This is a genomic window from Aminipila butyrica (genome assembly GCF_010669305.1).
In the GTDB taxonomy this organism is placed as follows: domain Bacteria; phylum Bacillota; class Clostridia; order Peptostreptococcales; family Anaerovoracaceae; genus Aminipila; species Aminipila butyrica.
In genome coordinates, this window is record NZ_CP048649.1 from 330085 (window position 1) to 353258 (window position 23174).

Sequence of the window (23174 nt, forward strand, 5' to 3'; positions counted from 1 at the left end):
AAAAGAAGCAGGATGACGAGTTTACCGGCAGCAGAAAAAAACAGTATAAGGCAAATCTGGCGAGATGGAAACAAACAAATGATAATCGGGGGGATTCTGTTGGCGGTGATTATTCTACTGGCAGTGCTTGCACCTGTTATTGTTCCTAACGATCCATATGTTTCTAATCCGGCCAATAAATATGCTTCTTCCAGCTTGAAATACTGGTTTGGCACAGATAATCTTGGACGGTGTATGGTTTCTCGTGTCCTTCTAGGGGCACATACTTCCTTGGCATATGCCTCTGTTGTACTCAGTTCAATCCTTTTTATCAGCTTTGTTCTGGGGCTCATATCCGGGTACTTTGGCGGCATGGCGGATACGTTAATTATGCGGGTTACAGACATATTTTTAGCCTTGCCAGCCCCGGTCATTGCACTAGCCATTGCTGGGGCCTTGGGACCGAGTGCAAAAAATCTACTGATTGCCATGGTGATTACTTCCTGGGGAGATTTTACGAAGCTGGTAAGGGGAATGGTTCTGGAGGTGAAAGAAAGAGACTTTATTATGGCAGCCAGAGCCTCTGGCTTTTCTCACAGAAAAATTATTGTACATCATATTTTTACAAATATCATTCCGCCGATGTTGATTTTGGCAACGCTGGAAATGGGGAAAATCATTTTGGCTATTGCGGGGTATTCGTTCATTGGGCTTGGAGCGCAGCCGCCCACAGCAGAATGGGGCGCTATGATCAGCGATGCTAAAAATTACGTACAAGTGCAGCCTCAGTTAATTTTATATCCCAGTGCGGCAGTCGTTGTGACGGTGGTGTCTTTTAACCTCTTTGGAGACGGTTTAAAGAAATTTATCAGTAGGGGGACGGTCAATGAATCAAATTAAAGCAGACAGACCAGTTCTAGAAGTGAACCAACTTAAGGTGGATTTTGCCTGTAAGGACCATCTTGTGCATGCGGTAAAGGGAGTAAGCCTGAAAGTGATGCCGGGAAAGATAACGGCATTGGTGGGAGAAAGCGGATCGGGTAAGTCGGTAACGGCTATGGCTATCATGAACTTGCTGGACCCTCCAGGGGTTATCGCCGAAGGGCAGGTGATTTTATCCGGCCAAGATTTTTTGCAGCTGTCTCCTCGTCAGCAGCGAAAAATTCTGGGCAAACAGGTGGGGGTGGTATTTCAGGACCCTTTTGAATCGCTGAATCCTCGGATAAAAATCGGTAGCCTGCTGATTGAAACCATTTGTACAAATCAGAAGGTTTCTAAAAAACAGGCAGAGGAAATAGCTGTAGATCTGTTGATAAAGGTGAAGCTTCGACATGTAAGGAAAGTAATGAAGGAATACAGCCATCAGTTGAGCGGCGGAATGTGCCAGCGAGTAATGATTGCCATGGCCATGGCTCAAAAGCCGGCGCTGCTAATTGCCGATGAACCGACCACCGCTCTGGATGTAATGGTGCAGGGTCGCATCTTGGAGGAAATTCTGCAATTAAAGGAAAATCACAATACTGGAATCTTGTTTATTACTCATGATTTAGGTGTTGTTGCCGAAGTGGCGGATGATGTGTACATTATGCGGCAAGGCAAAATCATAGAAGAAGGCGATGTTTTTCAGGTTTTTGATCAACCTCGTCACCCCTATACAAAAGAATTGATACAATCCATTTTAGCGGTGTAGGAAAACAAAAGAGGAGAGTAAATCATGCTGCCATTGCTTGAACTAAAAAATATTTCAAAGGACTATGGGTGCTCTGAACGCTTGACAGGTAAGGAGGACTCTGACTTCCATGTTCTTCGGAACGTAAACTTTGCGATCAATCCGGGGGAAAGCATAGGCCTAATTGGAGAAAGTGGCTGCGGTAAGACCACACTGGCGAAAATCGCAGCTGGTTTGGTGAATCCTACACAAGGTCAAGTTCTGTATAGTGGTAAAAATATTAAGAGTTTTAATTTTGAAGACATGCAAAGGGTTCGAAAAGATGTACAGATTATCTTTCAGAGCAGTCAGTCTATCTTTAATCCGTATCATACTATCGGCAAGAGTTTGCGCCAGGCGCTGGAGAATTTTGAGAAGCTATCGAAAAACGAGATGGAAAAAAGAATTACCGCCATACTGGACAAGGTCGGCTTGGATTCTTCGTTTGCACTCCGTTATCCAGAAAAGTTAAGTGGCGGACAGCGGCAGAGAGCTAATATTGCCAGAGCACTAATCGTACAACCCCGGTTGATTATCTGTGATGAACCGGTGGCAAGCCTGGATTTTTCTATTCGCAAGAAAACATTGGATATGTTAAAAGGGCTAATTCAAGAAATGTCGCTTACCTGTCTGTTTATCTCTCATGATATTTCTACCGTATACTATACCTGTCAGAAAGTTGCGGTCATGTATCAAGGGGTGATGTTGGAATGGTTTCCTTTGACGCCGGACCGACACTTGGGACCAGTACATCCATACAGCCGTTCGTTACTGGATTGTGTGCCCGTATCCCATCCTGCCAGAAGAATAAAAGGCAGGGAAAAAAGGCTGGCAGAGCCAGAACAAAAGGTCCTGTTCCGAAAAGGCTGCGTTTTTTATGAGCGCTGTCCGCACAGTCAGCCTGGCTGTGGAAAGCAGGCTCCTGCGTTGCAGCCCCTGGCAGAAGGACACTTTGTCGCCTGTCACCGATATCATTTGCAGGAGAATATCAGTGTTCAACAGGTTGTTTTATAAAGTATTCGTTATTTCACTAGGATTTACTATTAGTTTGTGGAGGGTAAAATGTGTCACAAGAACAAGATGAAAAAAGCAGCATGTCTATTGCTGATCCTGTTGCTGGCTTTGGGGGTTACCGGATGCGGCAATTCGTCTGGAGAACAAGAAAACAAAGATTCTAAAACAGTTGTCGTGGGGGTGGCGGATCTCCGTGAAATTGGCATGCTGGATGCGATGTATGGATCGGGAGATATTCTTCATCAGGAACTTATTTATGAACCGTTAGTGGTGTTTGGCAAGGGGGGAGACATCCAGCCAGGTCTGGCAGAAAGCTGGCAAATCAGCCCCGATGGAAAGGAATATACCTTTACTCTGCGGCAAGATGTAAAATTCTCTGACGGAAGTGACTTTAACGCGGATGCCGTTTTATTTAATGTTAACAGATGGAAGGGGGCATCTTCTACCGCATCGCTGGATGTCGTCAATAATTTAATAAAAACAGACAAACTAAATGATTATACTGTAAAAATGACCTTTAGTAAGAGCTACTATCCGTATCTGACAGAATTAAGTTATCCGCGGCCTTTGCGTATGATGAGTCCAAACTCCGTAGATGCTAAGGGTGAATTTATCAAACCAATTGGCACAGGCAGGTGGATGGTAGAAAGCTATGATAAGAATAAAAGCGTGCTGATTGCCAATCCATATTATTATGGGGAGAAACCGCAAATTGAGAAGATTGTGGTGAAATTAATTACAGATCCTCAGGCCCGCTTAATGGCCATGGAAAGCGGGGAGGTCGACTTTCTAGCTGCGCCAATTTCTTCTGAAAACGTAGCTGCCATTGAGAAGGCTAAAGACCTGTCTATCTTAGAGGCAGACGGAACTGAGACGTATCATTTCATGTTTAATTATGAAAACCCTATTCTCCAAGATATCAATGTGCGAAAAGCTATTAATTATGCGATTGATAAAGATAGTATCGTAAAAAACCTGTTGGATGGTCACGGTGAGATTGCGAAGGGCTTGTTTTCAGAAAGAAACCCGTATGTAACGGCAGAAAACAATCTGGGATATGAGTTTTCTACAGAAAAGGCAAAGATTCTTTTAAAGGAAGCTGGCTATGAGGACTCCAACGGAGATGGCATCTTAGACAAAAACGGAACACCCCTTCGGTTAAACCTGGTCTTTCAAAGTGAGGAATTCCCGGATTGGAAGCCGGTTTGCGAATATGTTTCATCCGAGTTGAAGAAAATTGGTATTGATATCAACTTGAAGCTTCAGGAGACTAATGCGTATTATGATTCCATCTGGACCACAAGAGATTTCGATATGATTATCTATAGGACGTATGCTGATTCCTGGAATCCAAATGGATTTCTAACTTCTCTCTATTATCCGCCGACAGATGGGCAGTCTATCGCATGGAGCGATTCGGAATTAAATCAGCTTTTGGAGCAAGTGCTGGCGTCTACGGATCAGACGAATCGGCAGCAGCTTTATGATCAAATTTTTAAGCGCATGTATGATGAGGCCATGTGTGTTCCTCTTTATTACCCACAGAAGTTATATGTATATAACAATCGCCTCAGTAATCTGGAACTGGCCCCTACTTCCTATGAAATTTTAAAATGGGAGAAGTTGCAGATTAAATAAAAAGCCTTTGAGATGAAATAGTAAAAGAGAAGTCCATAATTAGAAGAAAAGAGCCTTTGGCATCCCTTTTTTAAGGAAGCCAAAGGCTTTTTTTACTATAGAGTATAATTATGCACAGAAAAAGCGATAATTCAGTAACGCATTACAAGGATAAAGTGATAGAAGGAAAAGCACAATGTTGTCTTTTTTCGGTAACAAATTCAAAAAATAAAATTGTATGCAAAACCGCTGAAAAATACAATATCGAGCGAAAAGAAGGATAAAGCAATAAATAAAGTATTGTAAATTTAATAACAAATTTGGTATAATAAATTGTAGTTTTTAATAAAAAAACTAATGAGCATAAATATTCATATTGATGAATTATTATAATAAAAGAAGGAATGAAAGGAAAAAGTAATGAGTATTTTGATTAACGGAGCGAAGCTGACGGTTGACGAGGTCATCCGAGTAGCTCGATTAAATGAAGAGGTGGTTATCACCCCAGAAGCCCAGGCAGCTGTCAAGAAGGCCAGGGATTATGTAGATAAGAAGCTGGCTGAGGGGGCCGTAATATATGGATTGACTACGGGTTTTGGCAAATTTGCCGACACCTTTATCTCCAGCGAAGAGACGGCGGACTTGCAGAGAAATTTGATTATCAGCCATACCTGCGCGCTAGGGGAAGGCCTGCCAAGAGAAGTGGTGAGGGCAGCTATGCTGCTGCGATGCAATGCCTTGTCTAGAGGAAATTCCGGTATTCGGCCAAGTACATTAAATACCCTGGTGGACATGCTGAACAAAGGTGTTCATCCAGTTATTCCAGAGAAAGGCTCTTTGGGGGCCTCGGGCGATTTGGCTCCCCTGTCTCACATGGTGCTGACCATGATTGGGGAAGGGGACGCAGAATATAAAGGCGAGATTCTGCCAGGGGCAGAAGCCATGAAGCGGGCTGGCATTCCGGTAGTAGAATTAGCGGCGAAGGAAGGCTTAGCCCTCATAAATGGTACCCAGATTATGACGGCTATCGGCGTCAATGTGCTCTGGGATGCCATGAATCTGTTGAAGGTGGCAGATATTGCAGCAGCCATGACGGCGGAGGCTTTAAACGGCATCAAGAAAGCTTATGATCACAAGGTTCACGATGTGCGGGGGCATCAAGGACAAAAAGATGTAGCAAAAAATCTGCTGGCCCTGCTGGCGGAAAGCAATAACGCTCAAGATATTAATCCGAACAAGGTTCAGGATCCGTATTCCTTGCGGTGCATTCCTCAGATTCACGGAGCATCCAGAGATGCTATCCAGTATGTTTATGAGGCGGTGACACGAGAAATCAATGCGGTGACCGACAATCCGCTTATCTTCCCAGATGAAGATGAAGTGATTTCTGGCGGAAATTTCCATGGACAGCCCATGGCCTTAGCCTTTGACTTCTTGAAGATTGCCATTTCGGAGTTGGCTGACGTATCAGAACGACGGACAGAGCGGCTGGTAAACCCTCAATTATCCGAAGGACTGCCAGCATTTTTGACCAAGTATGGCGGAGTGTGCTCCGGTTTTATGATTGCGCAGTATGCAGCGGCTTCCATGGTTTCAGAAAATAAGATCTATGCCCACCCGGCTTCAGTGGATTCTATTCCATCTTCAGGGAACCAGGAGGATCATGTGAGCATGGGTACGACGGCAGCCAGAACGGCAGCTATGGTGCTGGATAATGCACAGAAAGTACTGGGAATTGAGTTGTTTGCTGCTTCTCAAGCTGTTTGGCTGAGAGGGGCCACTGGTTTGGCAAAGGGCACCCAGGCAGCTTATGACTGCATCCGCCAGCAAGTAGAGCCAGTGGAAGAGGACGTAATTATGCACTATGAATTGAAAAAGTTTGATGAGATGATTAAAGACAACGTCATCGTGGAAGCAGTAGAAAAAGCAGTGACATTGTTGTAAATAAATGAAAACGTTTATCGTATATAAACGATTATGAAAAGTGGGAGGTAAATAGATGTTGGATAACAGAAAAATAGCAGAGGCCATGACCATCAAGCTAGGGGCTGAGTTGCCGGACTACCCGGCTTTTGAAGAGGACAAGCGCAGGGCTCCGGACCGGGGCTTTCGGCTGACTCCTGCTCAGACAAAGCTGGCTTTAAAAAATGCCCTGCGGTACGTGCCGGAGGAGCTGCATGAGACCTTGGCACCAGAATTCATGGAAGAATTGAAAAATTACGGGCGGATTTACGCTTATCGGTACAGACCGGTTGGGCGGATTTACGGCAAACCTATTGAGGAATATAAGGGTAATTGCCTGGAGGGCAAGGCCTTTCAGGTGATGATTGACAATAACCTGGACTTTGAAATTGCACTGTATCCTTACGAGTTGGTGACTTACGGTGAAACCGGTCAGCCTTGCCAGAACTGGCTCCAGTACCGGCTGATTAAAAAGTATCTGGAAGAACTCACCGACCACCAGACTCTGGTGGTAGAATCCGGACATCCTTTAGGGTTATTTCCCTCTAAGCCGGAAGCTCCACGGGTTATCATTACCAACGCCATGATGATTGGTATGTTTGACAATTTAGATGACTGGGAGATTGCTGAGGAAATGGGCGTAGCGAACTACGGGCAGATGACCGCAGGGGGCTGGATGTATATTGGACCTCAGGGAATTGTTCACGGGACCTTCAATACCATCCTCAATGCAGGCAGAAAATACCTGGGGGTGCCGGAGCAGGGAGACCTGACGGGGCACACCTTCGTCTCTTCCGGTTTAGGCGGCATGAGCGGTGCGCAGCCAAAAGCAGCGAATATTGCCAGAGCGGTAGGTATCTTTGCCGAGGTAGACTTATCCCGGATTGAGACCCGACACAAACAGGGATGGGTGGATGTGATTCTGGAAGATGTGAAAGAAGTATTGGCACTAGCGGCAGAAAAGTTGGCAGCAAAAGAATCTATTTCCATTGCCTATCACGGAAATATTGTGGATCTGCTGGAAGAGGCTGCGGAGAGCGGCTTTAAAATTGACTTATTATCCGATCAAACTTCTTGCCATAACGTGTACAATGGTGGCTACTGTCCGGCAGGATTGACTTTTGAAGAACGAACACAGCTGCTTCGTCAGGACAGAGAAACCTTCTGCAAGAAGGTGGACGAATCGCTCCATCGGCATTTCCAGGCCATTAAAAAGCTGACGGCGGCAGGAACGTATTTCTTTGATTATGGAAATTCCTTTATGAAGGCCATGTATGACGCAGGCATTCAGGAAATCTCCAAGAATGGAACGGACGAAAAAGACGGATTCATTTGGCCTTCATACGTGGAAGATATCATGGGCCCGATGCTGTTTGATTATGGTTATGGACCTTTCCGCTGGGTGTGCTTGTCTGGACAGGAAGCCGATTTGGATGCCACCGACCAGGCCGCTATGGACTGCATCGATCCGAATCGACGATTCCAGGATCGGGATAACTGGGTTTGGATTCGGGATGCCAAGGAAAACAAAATGGTCGTGGGCACTCAAGCTCGAATCCTTTATCAGGATGCAGAGGGCCGGTCTAACATTGCCCTGCGGTTCAATGAGATGGTGCGGGAAGGAAAGATCGGACCAATTATGATTGGACGAGACCATCATGATGTGAGCGGAACGGATTCGCCGTTTAGAGAAACTTCCAACATTAAGGACGGCAGCAATGTGATGGCAGATATGGCTGTACAGTGTTTTGCAGGAAATGCCGCCAGAGGTATGAGCCTATGCGCCCTTCACAATGGCGGCGGTGTAGGCATCGGCAAGTCCATCAATGGTGGGTTTGGCTTGGTGTTGGATGGCAGCCAGCGCATTGATGAGATCATTAAATCCGCCATGATGTGGGACGTTATGGGGGGCGTGGCCAGAAGAAACTGGGCTAGAAATGAAAACGCTTTGGAGACCTCGGTGGCGTACAATAAGAATTATGCTGGAGCCGGACACATTACGATTCCATACGTGGCCAGTGATGAACTGGTGGACAGCGTTGTGGAAAAATATATGAAGTAGGTGAAGAGATGAAAAACACATTGCTGATAAAGAATATTGGGCTATTGCAGACTCCTGTAGGCAGTTTCAGCCATAAGGGGGCTCAGCAAGGCGAAAATCTCAAGCTTCAACAAGCTGCCGTGCTGATAGAAGACGGCATCATCAAGGAAATCTCTCAGGATGGCATGCTGCCTATAGGTGGAGAAGAGGCGGAGACAATCATGGATGCGGAGGGACAGTTGGTTACTCCGGGGCTAGTGGAAGGCCATACCCACTTGGTCTTCGGCGGTTATCGCCAGCATGAGATCCCTTTGAAGCTGAAAGGAGCAACCTACTTAGAAATTCTGAAAGCAGGAGGCGGTATCCTGGATACGGTACGTCATACCCGCCAGGCTTCCTTCGACCAGCTATACCAGAAGTCTTTTGATTTTCTGGACGAGATGATGGCCCTAGGGGTCACCACCTGCGAAGCTAAGAGTGGCTATGGCTTGGATTTGGAAAATGAGCTGAAGATGCTGAAGGTAGTGAAATCCTTAGATGAAAACCATCCGATGGACATGGTTTCCACCTTTATGGGGGCCCATGCCATACCGGATGAGTATAAAGGCAGAGGAGACGAGTTCATTCAAATGCTCTGTCAGGATGTGATTCCGGTCGTAGCAGAGCAGGGCTTGGCAGAATTCGCTGATGTGTTCTGTGAAGACTCCGTCTTCGATGTGCCTCAAAGCCGCACCTATATGGAATGCGCTAAAGCACATGGTTTGGGGCTGAAAATTCATGCAGATGAGATTGAAGAAATCGGCGGTTCGGAGTTGGCTGGAGAATTGGCAGCCGTTTCCGCAGAGCACCTGATCGCCATTGGTGAAAAAGGCATGGCGGCTATGGCCAAGGCGGGAACCACCGCTATGCTGCTCCCGGCCACGTCCTTCTATTTGGGCAAGACCTTTGCTCCGGCCAGAAGGATGATTGAATTAGGAATACCGGTAGCTATGGCTTCGGATTTTAACCCGGGGTCCTGTCCATCGCTGAACCTGCAATTCGCCATTAATCTGGGATACCTGCGGTATAAGCTGACCCCAGAGGAAATTCTCACAGCGGTAACCATCAATCCAGCCTGCGCTATAGGCAGAGGCAGTCGAGTAGGAACCTTGGAGGTTGGTAAACAGGCCGACTTGGTTATCTGGGATGCGCCGGACATGGAAATGCTCTGCTATCGGTTTGGATCCAACATGGCCACTCAGGTAATTAAAAAAGGTATGCTGGTTTAAGAATCGCCGTAAAGGCGTGGAAGAAGGGGAGAAGAACGCATATGAAGTTGATAGATATGAGAGTAACGGACTATTTGGACGTGTTGAAATCGGATGCTCCGGCTCCGGGGGGCGGGTCGGTCAGCGCCTTAGCAGGAGCACAAGGAATGGGCCTGCTGCTGATGGTTTGCGACTTGACTTTGGGCAAGGAGAAGTTTGCGGAGTATCAGGAAGTTTGTGCGCAAGCTAAGACTGAAGGCCAGCAGCTTTTCCAAGAACTTCGGGAAGCCGTGGACAAGGATACGGAGGCTTTCAACTTGGTTTCAGCTGCCTTTAAAATGCCAAAGGGCACGGATCAGGAAAAGGCGGAACGCAGTGCGGCTATTGCTGCTGGTACACTGGTGGCTACAGAGGTTCCTTTCCGCTCCATGGAGCTGGCTTATGACGGTTTGCTTACTGCTCAGAAACTGATAGGGTACTCCAACCCCAATGCCGCCAGCGACCTGGGGGTAGCGGTGCTGAACCTGATGGCCTGCGTCAAAGGTGCTTGGCTCAACGTAAAGATTAACCTGCCTGGGGTTAAGGATTTGGCTGCTGCTGCCGATTTTCAAGAAAAAGGCCAGAAGATTGTATCAGAAGCGGAGTTTTTAGAAAAAGAATTGTATAAGCAGATTGAGCAGGCGTTATAGCGTTTATTAAAGTAAAGGTATAACATAGAGGAAAAGAGAGAAAGACAGAGGAGGAAAGATTGAGATGGCTAAAATTATAGAAAGCGTGCCAAACATCAGTGAGGGCCGCAATCAAGAAGTAATCGAAGCGTGTGTGGATCAAATCAGAAATACAGCGGGGTGTACGCTGCTGGATTACTCGTCTGACACCAGCCACAACCGTACCGTCATTACCTACATGGGAAGTCCGGAAGCCTGTGAGGAAGCCAGCGTTAAACTGGCCAAGAAGGCAGTGGAGCTCATTGATCTGACCAAGCATACAGGGGAGCATCCAAGAATGGGTTGTGTCGATGTAATGCCGTTTATTCCTATTAAAGATGCGACAACGGCGGACTGCGTGGAACTGTCAAAAAAAGTGGGCCAGCGGATTGCCGAGGAAGCTAATCTGCCGGTATTCCTGTATGAACAGTCTGCCAGTGCTCCTCACCGGGAAAACCTGGCTGCTGTTCGTAAAGGCCAGTTTGAAGGCATGGCCGAAAAGGTTAAGGACGATCTTTGGATTCCAGATTTCGGTGGACAACGGATACATCCCACTGGCGGTGTGGTAGCAGTAGGCTCCAGACCTCCGCTAATTGCTTTCAATATTAACTTAAGTACCTCCGATGTAGATATCGCCAGCAAGATCGCTAAGATTATCCGTCGGTCTAATGGCGGGTTTGATTGCGTGAAGGCTATGGGTGTGCTGCTGGAAGAACGGAATACTGCTCAAGTATCCATTAACATGACCGACTTTACGAGAACGCCTCTTTACCGGGTAGTGGAATTGACAAAGGCTGAGGCAGCCAGATACGGAGTCCACGTTATCGGTACGGAGATTGTCGGTCTCTGCCCGATGAATGCCTTGTTTGATGCGGCAGAATATTATCTTCAGATTGAGAACTTCGATGCCGCCGTGCAGGTCATCGAAAATCATCTGCTATAGCAATTGACACAAAAAACAGACTGCTTGCCAAGAGCAGTCTGTTTTTGCGTTGGAATATTTTGGAACAATCTCAGGAAAAGTCTGCAAACTCTGAAAACTCCCCCAGTATACTTGCAGAATTCCTATGATATATGTTAAAATAAAAATATCACGATTTGTTGGAGGTGAAGAGATGGCAATTTATGAATCTGGAGAAGATTATTTGGAGACCATTTTAATTCTGCACAAGCGGAATGACGTGGTCCGTTCCATTGATGTGGCATCCGAATTGGGATTTTCCAAACCCAGCGTCAGCCGGGCCATGGGTATTCTTAAAAAGGATGGTTATATTTTCATGGATGAAAAAGGCCACATTACCCTTTCGGAAAAGGGTTTAACCGCCGCAGAGGGAATTTATGAGAGACACAACAATATTTCCAAGTTTCTCATAGATGTACTGGGAGTTAGCGAAGAAAATGCTGCTAAAGATGCGTGCAGAATTGAGCATGACCTGTCCAACGAGACGTATCACAAGATTTGCGAAGCACTGGAAAGTCAGTAAACTATAGTTAACCATTGCATTTCATATATAAAAACGGAGATTCTCGAGGCCGATCCCTTCGAGGATTTCTCTATGGTTGGGCAAAACCGAAAAAGAAAGGATTGAAGCATGTTAAAAGAAGCAATTAGACCAGTATGGGCAGAAATTAATTTATCAAATCTGGACTATAATATCAAGAATATCATAGCTAAGGCAGGGGCAGATAAAGAAATCATCGGCGTTATTAAGGCCGATGCCTATGGACACGGTTCTGTAAAGGTGGCAGAGGTGCTGCGAGAAAACGGTGTGAAGACCTTTGCTATCGCTACCTTGCAGGAAGCTATCACTCTGCGGGAAGCAGGGGCCCAGGAGGAGATTATCATGTTGGGCTTAACGCCGGACATGTATGCCAATATAATTGTTGAATATAACATTACCCCGGTAGTATGCAGTTTGGACAATGCGAAAGCGATTGCAGAAGCGGCTAAAGGGGCAGGTAAGACGGTGGAGGCTCTGATTGCTGTTGACACGGGAATGGGGCGAATCGGTTATTTACCAGAGGACGAGCAAGCTATTCAGGAAGTGAAGGCGATGAAAGCGCTTTCCAACTTCCAAATCAAGGGCTTATTTTCCCACATGGCTACCGCCGATGCTTTGGATAAGGAATTTTCCAAAGTGCAAGAACAGCGATACATGGGTTTTTATGATAAGCTCAAAAGTGTTGGTGTGGATATTCCGTTGCGGACTTTTGCCAACAGTGCTTCCATCATGGAAATTCCCTCGGTTCACTATGATGCGGTGCGTCCGGGTATCATCCTCTACGGTTGCTATCCTTCCGATGAAGTGGATCGGAAGCAGCTGGACATTAAGCCAGTTATGTCAGTAAAGGCTAATATTATCCACTTGAAGAAAGTGGGAGAAGGGTTTTCTGTTGGCTACGGCAGAAAGTTCATAGCTAAGCGGGAAAGTGTGATTGCTACGATAGCCTTGGGTTATGCAGATGGCTATCCGAGACCTTATTCTGCCCATGCGAAGGTGCTGGTAAACGGCGTGATGGCACCTATTGCAGGAAATATCTGCATGGACCAGTGCATGATCGATGTGACGGATGTGCCCAATGTAAAGCTCGGTGATGAAGTTATCGTCATGGGTAGTGACGGGAAAAATACTATTTTAGCCGATGACATTGGAAATGCTACGGGTACGATTAATTATGAAATTGTTTGTGCTTTTGGTCAGCGGCTGCCAAAGATTTACGTGAGGTAATAAGGCCAAGTGCCACAGGGGACAAGTAAAGGCGGAAGAGAGGGAAGTACAATGGTTTTTGGACTATTTAAAAAAGATCGCTCAGCAGATACCATATTTGTCAACGGGAAGATTTATACCCAAGACAGAGAACACCCCTGGGCAGAGGCGGCAGCTTGCAAGGATGGAAAATTCATCTGCGTGGGAGACAACCAAGATGCTTTGGAATATGAAGGCTCGGACACCTATGTAATAGATTTGGGTGGAAAGTATGTTCTGCCGGGTTTGATAAACACCCACAACCATGTGGCCCGGCGGATTTTCCAGGGTCTGTATCTCCCCCTATCTGAAAACCAAGATATAGATGATGTGTTGGGAGCCCTGTGCGATTATATGGAAGAGAACCCCGAAGAAGAGGTTTATTTTGCCTACGGATTTCGGGAAGACCTGCTGGTGGAGCTGACGCAAGAGGAGGCCAGCCTGCGGCTGGATGAGATTAGCCAGGAAAAGGCGTTGGTGCTGCTGAGTCTAGGGGAACAAGTGCTCTGGGTGAACAATCTGGCCTTGGAGCAAGCGCGGGCGGCAGCGCAGGAGGACGGAATGCTTACCATTTCCGTGCCTTATTTCATGGAGACCGTGGCGCCATTTCCGTACGAAGAACTACAAAATCGGACGATAGAGCTAGCTGCTGAATACTGTGCCAGAGGCTTTACCAGCCTGCTGGATGCCGGAGCGCCACTCTTTATGGATAGGGTTTACCAGGAAATGCTGCTGACCATGCACCAGCAAGAGCTGATGAAGCAGCGGTATTTTGGCTGCCTTGAGGTGGTGGGCAGTGTTATGGGACGCCGAGAAACGGTGATGAAGCGGTTGGTGCAGAAGAAAACCCACGCTACGGAGCTGGACGAGTTGATTCACTGTGATATCTTGAAACTCCACGTAGGGGGTGAAGGCATTTCGGATATGGTTCCAGTGGAACGTATCCAAGAACTTTGCTTAGAAGCTTCCGACAGGGGCTTCGACGTACACGTGGATGCTTTGGATCGGCAGGCTTTTCAGGACTGCATGGAGATGGTGACGGAAATCCGCCATAAGGGTTACCGGAAAAATCGCTTTATTGTAGCATCTGAGGAGGCTTACCGCCAAGATAGCGGCAATTTTAATTTCAGAGATATGGGCACTGAAAATGTATTCTTTCAGCCCTCTACCAGGAGGGAACCAGAATACGAGTACGGAGCCATGGAAGAAGCGAAGAGTATAGAGGAGGTCATCGATCTGTACACCTTGGATGCAGCGGCAGCTTTGGGCATGGGCCACAAGCTGGGAGCCGTTCAAGCGGGCATGCTGGCAGATTTAGCGGTCTTCGATAAAAATCCTTTGGAATTGGCCGGGCCGGGACTGTTTAAGAAGCTGGAGGCCGATATGACCGTAGTAAGCGGTCAGGTGGTTTACGATGGAGAGGAAGAGACGATGCAGGAATGGTATGATCTCATGAGCGGTATGCAGCTGTGAGTGGAGTTTGATTTTAAAGAGATAAAGTTTTCCTAAATAAAGAGGGTTATCTAACAGGGCTTTGGAGTTTTGTGAGGTGACCTTTTTTCTTGTCAGTAATGTCCGCCAGATTGTTAGCATGTTATAAATAAGGAAATTGTGGTAAAAATAAAAATAAGACCTTTAAACGAAGGAATAGGAGGAGAAAAAATGAACAGTATTTTTCATAGAACCAGTGTAAGACAGTATGAAACTCGGCAGGTAGAGGAGGAAAAGATTGAGCGGATTCTACGGGCCGCTATGGCAGCTCCATCCGCAGGAAACCAGCAGCCTTGGGAATTCTACGTCGTGACAGACAAGGAGAAACTGGAACAGTTGTCTAAGAGCAGCCCCTATGCTGGCTGTACGAAGGATGCCCCGATGGCTTTTGTGGTTTGCTCTCGCAGAGAGTGTATGATGCCGGCCTGTGCGCCTTTAGACCTTTCTGCTGCTGTGGAGAACATGCTGTTGCAGGCGGATGAATTGGAGCTGGGAGCCGTTTGGCTGGCGGTTATGCCAGTAGAGGATCGCATGAACCAGGTTCGGGATATCCTCAGCATTCCAGAAGCACTGGAGGCTTTCGCTATCGTTCCTTGCGGCTATCCCCTGAAAGTAAAGCCTCAGCAAGAGCGTTTTGACAGCACCAGAATACACTATGTAAGATAAAAATGGCCTGGTGAAGCCCATCTTAAGAATTTGTTAAGGAAATCAATAAACTTTCCATAAAACCGACACATAATCATCACAATCCTTGTCTATAATAACTCTTGTAGGGGATATTGGGACCCTGAAATATGCCTTTGAAAAAAGGCAGGTTTCCTTCTTTTATTAGATACACACACTAACACAAAACCTCCCGGGTAACCGGGAGGTTTTGTGTTAAGCTATTTTTTTCCTGGAAAGAAAATTGACAAAAGGCAGCATGCCGATAAGGCAACCTACCACGGACGGAAGCATCCAGCCCAAATTTACATCAAACAAGGGCAGTCTGGCGAGGATAGGAGCTAAAGGCCCCAGTGAAATCCCAGCGGCTTTCAGCCCATCGAAGATGCCTATAATAAAGGCAAACATCAGCGCTAAGGCATAGGCCTCAGACTTGCCTTTAATCCAGCGGTTGCAGAAAGAAAGCAGGATTAAGGCGATTGCTGGCGGGTAAATCATCACCAGAGCTGGAAGAGTAAGTGTAATCATGGTAGTCAGCCCGATATTAGAGATTGCAAAACTGAATAGACACACGACGGTTAGAATCTTCCGATAGGATTGGTTTGGCAGAAGTGTATGGAAATAATCTGCAAAAGAAGTTGCCAAGCCGATGGATGTGGTCAGGCAAGCCATCAGCACTGCCAAACCGAGGATGAGATTTCCCGATTTGCCTAAGAGCTGGTAAACTACCGCGGCTAACAGCTGACTGCCGTTTTCAAACAGTGCCATGCTGGAGGTCTGCGCACCTACATAGCCTAGAGCCAGGTATACCACTCCCAGACCTACGCCGGCAAAAACCCCGGCTAGCAGCGTATACTTGACGATAGCCTTTGGCTCTGAAACACCGAAACCTCTGACGGCATTGATAACTACAATGGCAAAGGCCAGAGCGGCCAGACCGTCTAACGCTAAATAACCTTCAATCATTCCTCGGAAAAATGGAATTTCCGCATATTCCCCGGTAGGGAGACCAATCTCGCCTACAGGGTTAAGGAGACAGGACACGAAGATTACGGCAATAGACAGAAGCAGAATCGGTGTAAGGATTCTACCCACGATATCGACTAACTTGGTTGGATTCAAGCTGAGCACATACGTAACAATAAAGAATATTGCTGTAAAAATCAGGGACAACACGACCTTGGGCATGCTATCTGGTGCGAAAGGCATGACAGCTAGTTCAAAGGACACCGTGCCTGTCCGGGGAAGGGCGAACAAGGGCCCAATGAGTAAGTAAATCAGCACCCCCATAAAGATGGAAAAGCGGGGGCCAATCAGGCCTACCAAGTCGTCCAGTTTGTCACCGGCCAAGACTACGGCAGCTACGCCCAAAATGGACAGCCCTGCATCGGTGGCGACAAAGCCCATGACGCTATGCAGAAAATTGACGCCGGATAACTGCCCTAGCATAGGTGGGAAAATCATATTGCCCGCACCGAAAAACATGGCAAACAGCATCAGGGATAAGGAGATTAATTTGCCAAAACTCAGTTGTTGTTTCATTTTTTACCTCTATAGTTTCATTTGTATTCGTTGTTATAGTCTTTCACTTAGTTGGGAATTTACTCAATTTGATCGGATTCTTCTCGGTCGTTGGTAATCCCCAGCTTGTCGAAAATGTAGAACAAGGTGCTCAGAATCATACCTGTCACGCAGGCCAGAACCATACCCTTCAGTTCAATGCCGCCGAAGTTAACCGCTACGCCGGACAGGCCTGTTACGAAGATTACTGAGGTCAGAGTCAGATTTCTGGATTTACCGTAATTGATCTTAGCATCTACCAGGATACGGATGCCGGAAGCACCGATCATGCCGTATAGTAAAAAGGATATGCCACCGATAACCGGGCCTGGAATCGTGCTGATCAGTTCAGACAGCTTTCCGACGAAGGAGCAGATAATTGAAAGCGCTGCCGCGCCGGCGATAACCCGAACGCTGTATACCTTTGTCACTGCCATCACGCCGATGTTTTCACCGTAGGTGGTGGTAGGGACAGAACCGATAAGGCCGGATAATGTGGTAGAGAAATAGTCTGCAAACAGACTCTTATGCAGACCGGGGTCTTTAATTAAGTCTCGGCCTACGATTTCGCTGGTCACAATCTGATGGCCGATATGCTCAGAGGTAACCACCAAGAGCACAGGCAGGAGCATCAGAATGGCCTCCGGGCTGAACTGAGGGGTGGAAAAATTTGGCATGGACAACAGCGGTGCAGCGATAACCTTATCAAAGTTGACGATACCCACACAGAGAGCAGCTACATAGCCCGCTACGATAGAGATCAAAATAGGAATTACTGCGAAAAACTTTTTAAAGAGCACGTTGCCGAGGATTGCTGTCGCCAGCGTGATAACGAAGACGATGACATTTCTGGAATCCATCGGGGTTACTACTTGCTGAAAAGTAGTAGTGCCCTCAATTAACTTATAGGAGACGGTTTCAAAGAGGCCCGCTGTGCTGGCTGCTGTTCCAGCCAATTCCAGGCCGATTAGGGCCACCACTGGTCCCATGGCTGCCGGAGGGAGTACCACGTTTATCCACGCTACCCCGAACTTATAGACCACCAAGGAAAGTAGAATCCCTACTAAACCTACGGCCACGAAGCCTCCCAAAGCGTATGAATAACCAAGATCCTGTCCATACTTTTCAATCAAGGTAATGACAGGCGCAATAAAAGCAAAGCTGGAGCCTAAGTAAGCTGGTGCTTTGCCTTTGGTAATTAATATAAATAATAGGGTACCAATTCCGTTCATCAGGAGGACAACCGCAGGGTTGATTCCAAACAGGAAGGGTACTAGGACAGAGGCACCGAACATGGCGAACATGTGCTGCAGGCTCAAGGGTGCCATCAGCGAAAATGGAACTTTATCTTCCACTTGAATAATTTTTCTTTCCATAAAAAGACTCCTTTCATCAAGACCAAAAGAAATTATAGCATTTTCTATAGATGGGGGCAAGGAAATTGTATTAATTTACGAGAAAATTTGTATAAATAAATAAAGAAATGGAATAATTTGTATTGATTTTACCTAATTGAATGGTGATATTTTCTCCATAAATATCAGAATTTTTGCATTGTTACTTGAACTGAAGGAAGAAAAAAGCCATAATAGATAGAAACAAGATAAATCCACAAGAGGAGGCGGGTAGATTGAAGACCATAAGTAAGGAAGAAGCCCTAGGGCTGTTAAAGGAGTATAATAAGGAAGAATTTCACATTGTCCACGGCTTGACCGTAGCTGGATGTATGAGATATTTTGCACAGAAACTGGGCTATGGCGAAGACGCAGATTTTTGGGAGGTAGTAGGCCTTCTCCATGATATTGACTTCGAGCTGTACCCAGAAGAGCATTGCGTAAAGGCTCAGGAAATCCTCAAGGAAAAAGGTTTTGAAGCAGATTTTATTCGGGCGGTGGCCAGCCATGGATACGGTTTGTGCTGCGATATTAAGCCGGAGCACCAGATGGAGAAGGTCCTCTTTGCAGTGGATGAGCTGACAGGGCTTATTGGTGCAGCGGCGCTGATGCGGCCATCTAAGAGCGTTCAAGACATGGAGCTGAAATCAATCAAGAAGAAATATAAGGATAAACGGTTTGCCGCAGGATGTTCCCGGGAGGTTATCGAAGAGGGTGCTCAAATGCTGGGCTGGGAGCTGGATCAATTGATGACAGAGACGCTGGAGGCTATGAAGAGCTGCGAAGCCGAAGTTGCTCAGGGATAAGGTTTAATACCGGCAAGACAAGGGTATTCTATATATGGCAGAGGCCTTTTTATTAGGAAGGAAATATCGCCAAAATAGAATACCTTGTTTTTTTGATGTTTTTCTATTAAATCGCTATACAATATATAGTTGTTGGGTGTACAATATATACAAGATAATGTTAAAATATAATTTATATATAAATGGGAGGAAGATAGCATGAGTATTAAGATTACTGGTAATGTAAGTGAAAAGGAAGCAGAGGCGTACGTAGCGTATTTGCAGAACAAATATAATAGAAAGCTGGAGAGTTTAGATGTAAAAGTAGATGGAGACTTCGTCGATTTAAACTATGAGTTTGAACATGTGAATTTTGACCGTATTCGGCGGATCACCGGATATCTGGTGGGCAACATGGATCATTGGAATGATGCCAAGGCTGCGGAGGAGCATGATCGATTAAAGCACGGTGTAGAGGGCTGCAATGGAAATTGCGGGATGGAGCACCTTTAATAACAGGACCGTCATTTTAAGATGAAGGGATCAGACTGTAGGCAGAGAAAGAAACGTTGCCTACAGTCTTTTGTTGTTTTAATGCGCAAATGGATTCCTATTTTTGGTGCTACATATGGACCAAAAGGTTGCTAAAGCAGAAAGAGAATTGTTTTAAGCATAGGTTGTTTTTTGAAAAATAAAATATTTTGTTGAAATAATAAATGATATGTGATAATGTTTGAATATAAATAAACGTTTTTGAAATTTGTTTTAAAATTATTTCCCAAACCTAATAAGAGGAGGGGTTAATATGAAGTTAACCGAATTGGAGAATTACAAAAACTTTAAAGATCTTTCTATTGAAGAGTTAAAGAACGGATATATTAAAAAAGAAGAAACCGGAGAGTACGCCTGCATTTATTGCGGTGAAAGTTTTGAAGAAGGCGTTATTTATCCCCATGGTGAGCGCCTGCTGACGGCAGAGAAAGCTGTATCAGAGCATATTTGGGAAGAACATGGGGGTGCTTTTCACTCTCTTGTTAATTTGGACAAACAGATTTGCGGCTTATCAGAAATACAAAAAAGCATGCTTTATTATCTATATGAAGGAAATGATAATAAAGATATTTGTGATGAAATGGGCATCAGCGCAGCAACAGTTCGAACGCATAAATTTAATTTGCAAAAAGCAAAACGAGAAGCAAAGATTTTACTGGCATTGCTTGAAACGGCAGAGGATGAAACAGCGGGTAGTCAAAAAAGGCCTTTAGAAATAAAGAAGGATATCGATCAAAGCAATACTTCGAGATTTGAATTAAACTCTTTACATCCTTTTTTTACACAATTTAAGTATAAATAAAACTATTAATGAGAGGTGCTAACTATGATTTTTCCCATGGAAGGCAAAGAAGTTCATCGAAACCGCTGGAATATAACGATGTTTATCATCAGCTTCGTAATCAGTAATCTAGTAAGCGGTATTATCTATGATACCTATGTAAATTATTTGCAAGAAGTAGCTGTAAGGATTGCGACCTCTTTCTGGGCCTTCTATGGGTATGCTACTTTTCTTAGTGCCTTTGCGCTGTTTCTTGTTCCTAAGATTGGATATAAGAAGTTAATTATATTTTGCTCTTTTTCCTGCACGGTATCTTTAGTTTCAGTAATTTGTTTGGACACGCCAAAGGTGTTTTATCTAACTACTTTATTGGCGTTGATTGGGTTACAGCTCCACTATACGATGCTGTCTCCTTATGTAGCCACTTTTACAGAAGGTATGGGAGAAGGCCGGATTAAATGGTATACAAGGGCGTACTATATGGGTTATGTCGGTTACTTTTTGGCCACGTACCTTGGCGGAGTATTTACGGTAAAAATGTTTTCTTTTCGAGCAGATCTCACATATGCAGCCGCCAAAAAGGCTACAGAGTATATTGCGGAGATGACACCATTTTTAAAAAATGCTTATTTGCAAGGGAATAGAGATGTCCTTTTTTTCACCGCGGTAATTTCGGGGGTGGCCATTTTGCCAGCACTGTTTATTCAGGAGAAAAAAGAAGATTATGCTATGCAGGCAAAGCAAACAAATAAAGAAAGCCTTTTTCATAACTTACAGCAGATTGTGCAGATTCTGTTAAAAAAAGATGCTCTTTTGTATCTGAGCTATTGGGCAATGGTCTCTTTTGGCATGGGATTATTCTCTTCCTACTTTACCATATACCTCAATAGAAATCTTCATATAGATAAGGCGACCTCTTCTCTTATGGTCTCCATTTCCTATTTGGCGATTGTCATCTTTATGTTGTTTACTCCTTTTATCGTAAAAAAATTAGGACAGGCGGTTACAATCAGTACGATGCTGCTTTTCTCCATCCCTTTTATGCTTATCATTGCAAATGGAGAAAAATTTGGAGCTTTTACGATTCCGGTTGTAGGTGCGGCACTTTTTATGCGGGCTGGCATTGCAAATATCAGCAGTCCTGCGGACAATTCCCTTGCCATGTCTATTGCTGATAAAGAGTTTCGGCCAATTTATGCTTCAGTTGTTAACTTTACTGCGGGGCTTGCAAGCATTGTAAGCGGATTATTTACTGGAAATGTCTTATTTGTGACACAAGAAGGTTACAAGAATGCCTATTATTTGGCGGCAATACTTTATTTTATCGCGAGTGTAATTGTATTGTTTGGCCTAAAAAAATATAACCGTATCCCAACCACAATGACGGATGAGGAGGAGTAAATGAGCAAACAAAGTGATAAGTATTCCAGAATGCTGGCAGAATTAAAGGAAAAAGTAAAAAGAATAGAGTACCTGAAATATGGTCTGAACTCTTTGATTTATTGGGATAAGATCACCAAGATGCCTAAAAAGGGAATCGAATATCGAAGCCAAGTCATGGGGTTCTTTGGTGAAGAGCTGTATAAATTTTTATCCGACCCACAGTTGAAGAAATATTTAGCTTACTTCGATGGCAATAAGCAAAACGACGAGGTGGTTGACGGCATGATTGCCAGAATGAAACGAAATAATTATTATGTAGAAAAAATTCCGGAAAAAGAATATCGGGAGTATATTTCGTTGATTGCAAATGCAGAGCAAGTATGGGAAACAGCCAAAGAAAAAAATGATTTTCAGTTACTTCAGCCCTATTTAGAGCGTATTGTAGACAAATTTAAGTCCTTTGCAGAATATTGGGGCTATGAAGAGAACCCTTATGATGCATTGATTGGTTATTATGAAGAAGGGGTCACGGTTAAAGAAATTGATCAGTTGTCTACAGAACTGAGAGATTTTATTATTGAACTTCTGAATCAGATTAAAGCGAAAGAAGCAAGTTGGAAGGAAAATACTTTGGAGTATGTCATTCCGCTGGCAGTAGAGAAACAAGAAGACTTGGCGCGATGGGTTTTGTCCACGATTGGCTTCGATTTTGATGCAGGAAGATTGGACCAGGGAGCACATCCGACGACGTTAGCCTGTTCGCCTGATGATGTGAGAATCGTCACCTTATATAATGAAAAAGATGTAAGGACTGGAATCTTTAATGCGTTGCATGAGGGAGGAAAAGGACTTTATGAACAGGATATTGATAAAAATCTGTTAGGTACCCTTTTAGCAGAAGTCGCCTCGTTTGGCGTGGAAGAGGCCATTGGCAGGCTTTATGAAAATATCATCGGTCGGAGCAGAGGTTTCAGCGGGGCGGTTTATAAAAAGCTGGAAGAATTATCATCGCAAGATTTGCCGTTGAATTCTCAACAGTTTTATCAATGTATTAACCGGGTTAAGCCTTCTCTAATTCGTATCGATGCAGATGAACTTACGTATATGCTGCACATTATTATTCGATATGAGATAGAAAAAGAATTGATAAATAACAAGATAACGGTTGGAGAGTTGCCTGAAGTTTGGAATCACAAGTATAAGGAATATCTGGGTATTGAGCCAGATACAGACCGTGAAGGTGTGTTGCAGGACATTCACTGGGCAGCAGGATATTTTGGCTTCTTTCCGAGCTATTTTCTGGCAAATATTATGGCAGCACAATTTACAGCAAAGATGGAAAGAGAAGTCGGATCAATTGATGAGCTCATTTCGACTGGCCAATTTGACGCAATTCATAAATGGCTGGCTGAAAATGTTCATAGAAGAGGTGCCGTATCCAGTACCTCGGAAGTAATTAAAAAAATTACGGGAGGTGCTATGTCGTCAGAATATTATATTGATTATCTAAAGAAAAAATATTGTAAAGTATATGATTTGTAAA

Annotated in this window: 20 protein-coding genes; 18 read left to right on the forward strand and 2 right to left on the reverse strand. The window is 45.0% G+C overall.

Annotated elements, in window-relative coordinates:
* Positions 1-12 precede the first annotated feature (12 nt).
* The 13 genes from Ami103574_RS01545 to Ami103574_RS01605 all read left to right on the forward strand — a co-directional run bounded on the left by Ami103574_RS01545 (position 13) and on the right by Ami103574_RS01605 (position 15179).
* Positions 13-879: an ABC transporter permease gene (locus Ami103574_RS01545; protein WP_163064993.1), complete on the forward strand. Its 867-nt coding sequence runs from the start codon at positions 13-15 to the stop codon at positions 877-879.
* Positions 866-1669: an ABC transporter ATP-binding protein gene (locus Ami103574_RS01550; RefSeq protein WP_163064994.1), complete on the forward strand. Its 804-nt coding sequence runs from the start codon at positions 866-868 to the stop codon at positions 1667-1669. The genes Ami103574_RS01545 and Ami103574_RS01550 overlap by 14 nt, the downstream gene beginning before the upstream one ends.
* Before the next feature lie 24 nt (positions 1670-1693).
* On the forward strand, positions 1694-2701 hold the full coding sequence (locus Ami103574_RS01555; RefSeq protein ID WP_163064995.1) for an oligopeptide/dipeptide ABC transporter ATP-binding protein: 1008 nt from the start codon (positions 1694-1696) through the stop codon (positions 2699-2701).
* A gap of 48 nt (positions 2702-2749) precedes the next feature.
* Positions 2750-4339 carry a nickel ABC transporter substrate-binding protein gene (locus tag Ami103574_RS01560; RefSeq protein ID WP_163064996.1) on the forward strand — a complete coding sequence of 530 codons (1590 nt, stop codon included), beginning with the start codon at positions 2750-2752 and terminating at the stop codon, positions 4337-4339.
* Between the two features lie 399 nt (positions 4340-4738).
* A complete protein-coding gene (gene hutH, locus Ami103574_RS01565) occupies positions 4739-6262 on the forward strand; it encodes a histidine ammonia-lyase (RefSeq protein ID WP_163064997.1) in 1524 nt (507 codons plus the stop codon).
* 55 nt (positions 6263-6317) lie between these two features.
* Positions 6318-8342 (forward strand): urocanate hydratase, encoded by a 2025-nt coding sequence (locus Ami103574_RS01570; protein ID WP_163064998.1) that lies wholly within the window; start codon positions 6318-6320, stop codon positions 8340-8342.
* Between the two features lie 8 nt (positions 8343-8350).
* Positions 8351-9589 carry an imidazolonepropionase gene (gene hutI, locus Ami103574_RS01575; RefSeq protein ID WP_163064999.1) on the forward strand — a complete coding sequence of 413 codons (1239 nt, stop codon included), beginning with the start codon at positions 8351-8353 and terminating at the stop codon, positions 9587-9589.
* 41 nt (positions 9590-9630) lie between these two features.
* Positions 9631-10257, forward strand: coding sequence for a cyclodeaminase/cyclohydrolase family protein (locus Ami103574_RS01580; protein ID WP_163065000.1), 627 nt, complete (start codon positions 9631-9633; stop codon positions 10255-10257).
* A 64-nt stretch (positions 10258-10321) separates the two neighbouring features.
* A complete protein-coding gene (gene ftcD, locus Ami103574_RS01585; RefSeq protein WP_163065001.1) occupies positions 10322-11218 on the forward strand; it encodes a glutamate formimidoyltransferase in 897 nt (298 codons plus the stop codon).
* A 172-nt stretch (positions 11219-11390) separates the two neighbouring features.
* Positions 11391-11759 carry a metal-dependent transcriptional regulator gene (locus Ami103574_RS01590; protein ID WP_163065002.1) on the forward strand — a complete coding sequence of 123 codons (369 nt, stop codon included), beginning with the start codon at positions 11391-11393 and terminating at the stop codon, positions 11757-11759.
* 108 nt (positions 11760-11867) lie between these two features.
* Entirely contained in the window at positions 11868-13004 is a 1137-nt protein-coding gene (alr, locus tag Ami103574_RS01595; RefSeq protein WP_163065003.1) for an alanine racemase, read from the forward strand.
* Between the two features lie 51 nt (positions 13005-13055).
* Positions 13056-14495: an amidohydrolase family protein gene (locus Ami103574_RS01600; RefSeq protein WP_163065004.1), complete on the forward strand. Its 1440-nt coding sequence runs from the start codon at positions 13056-13058 to the stop codon at positions 14493-14495.
* Between the two features lie 189 nt (positions 14496-14684).
* Complete coding sequence (locus Ami103574_RS01605) at positions 14685-15179, forward strand: nitroreductase family protein (RefSeq protein WP_163065005.1); 495 nt, start codon at positions 14685-14687, stop codon at positions 15177-15179.
* A gap of 213 nt (positions 15180-15392) precedes the next feature.
* Here the strand turns inward: Ami103574_RS01605 and brnQ are convergent, their stop codons facing one another.
* Positions 15393-16718: a branched-chain amino acid transport system II carrier protein gene (brnQ, locus tag Ami103574_RS01610; protein WP_163065006.1), complete on the reverse strand. Its 1326-nt coding sequence runs from the start codon at positions 16716-16718 to the stop codon at positions 15393-15395.
* Positions 16719-16777: 59 nt separating this feature from the next.
* Positions 16778-18112, reverse strand: a complete 1335-nt coding sequence (uraA, locus tag Ami103574_RS01615) for a uracil permease (RefSeq protein ID WP_163065007.1) — start codon at positions 18110-18112, stop codon at positions 16778-16780.
* Between the two features lie 254 nt (positions 18113-18366).
* Between uraA and Ami103574_RS01620 the strand changes: the two genes are divergently transcribed.
* The 5 genes from Ami103574_RS01620 (at position 18367) to Ami103574_RS01640 (ending at position 23173) form a co-directional block, all read left to right on the forward strand.
* Positions 18367-18936 (forward strand): HDIG domain-containing metalloprotein, encoded by a 570-nt coding sequence (locus Ami103574_RS01620; RefSeq protein WP_163065008.1) that lies wholly within the window; start codon positions 18367-18369, stop codon positions 18934-18936.
* 198 nt (positions 18937-19134) lie between these two features.
* The gene (gene nrdD / locus Ami103574_RS01625; protein ID WP_163065009.1) at positions 19135-19428 is read left to right on the forward strand and encodes an anaerobic ribonucleoside-triphosphate reductase; all 294 of its coding nucleotides are present in this window, start codon (positions 19135-19137) and stop codon (positions 19426-19428) included.
* 292 nt (positions 19429-19720) lie between these two features.
* Positions 19721-20269 carry a LuxR C-terminal-related transcriptional regulator gene (locus tag Ami103574_RS01630; RefSeq protein WP_163065010.1) on the forward strand — a complete coding sequence of 183 codons (549 nt, stop codon included), beginning with the start codon at positions 19721-19723 and terminating at the stop codon, positions 20267-20269.
* Positions 20270-20293: 24 nt separating this feature from the next.
* A complete protein-coding gene (locus tag Ami103574_RS01635) occupies positions 20294-21649 on the forward strand; it encodes an MFS transporter (RefSeq protein ID WP_163065011.1) in 1356 nt (451 codons plus the stop codon).
* Positions 21650-23173: a carboxypeptidase M32 gene (locus Ami103574_RS01640; RefSeq protein WP_163065012.1), complete on the forward strand. Its 1524-nt coding sequence runs from the start codon at positions 21650-21652 to the stop codon at positions 23171-23173.
* The last annotated feature ends 1 nt before the right edge of the window (position 23174 follow it).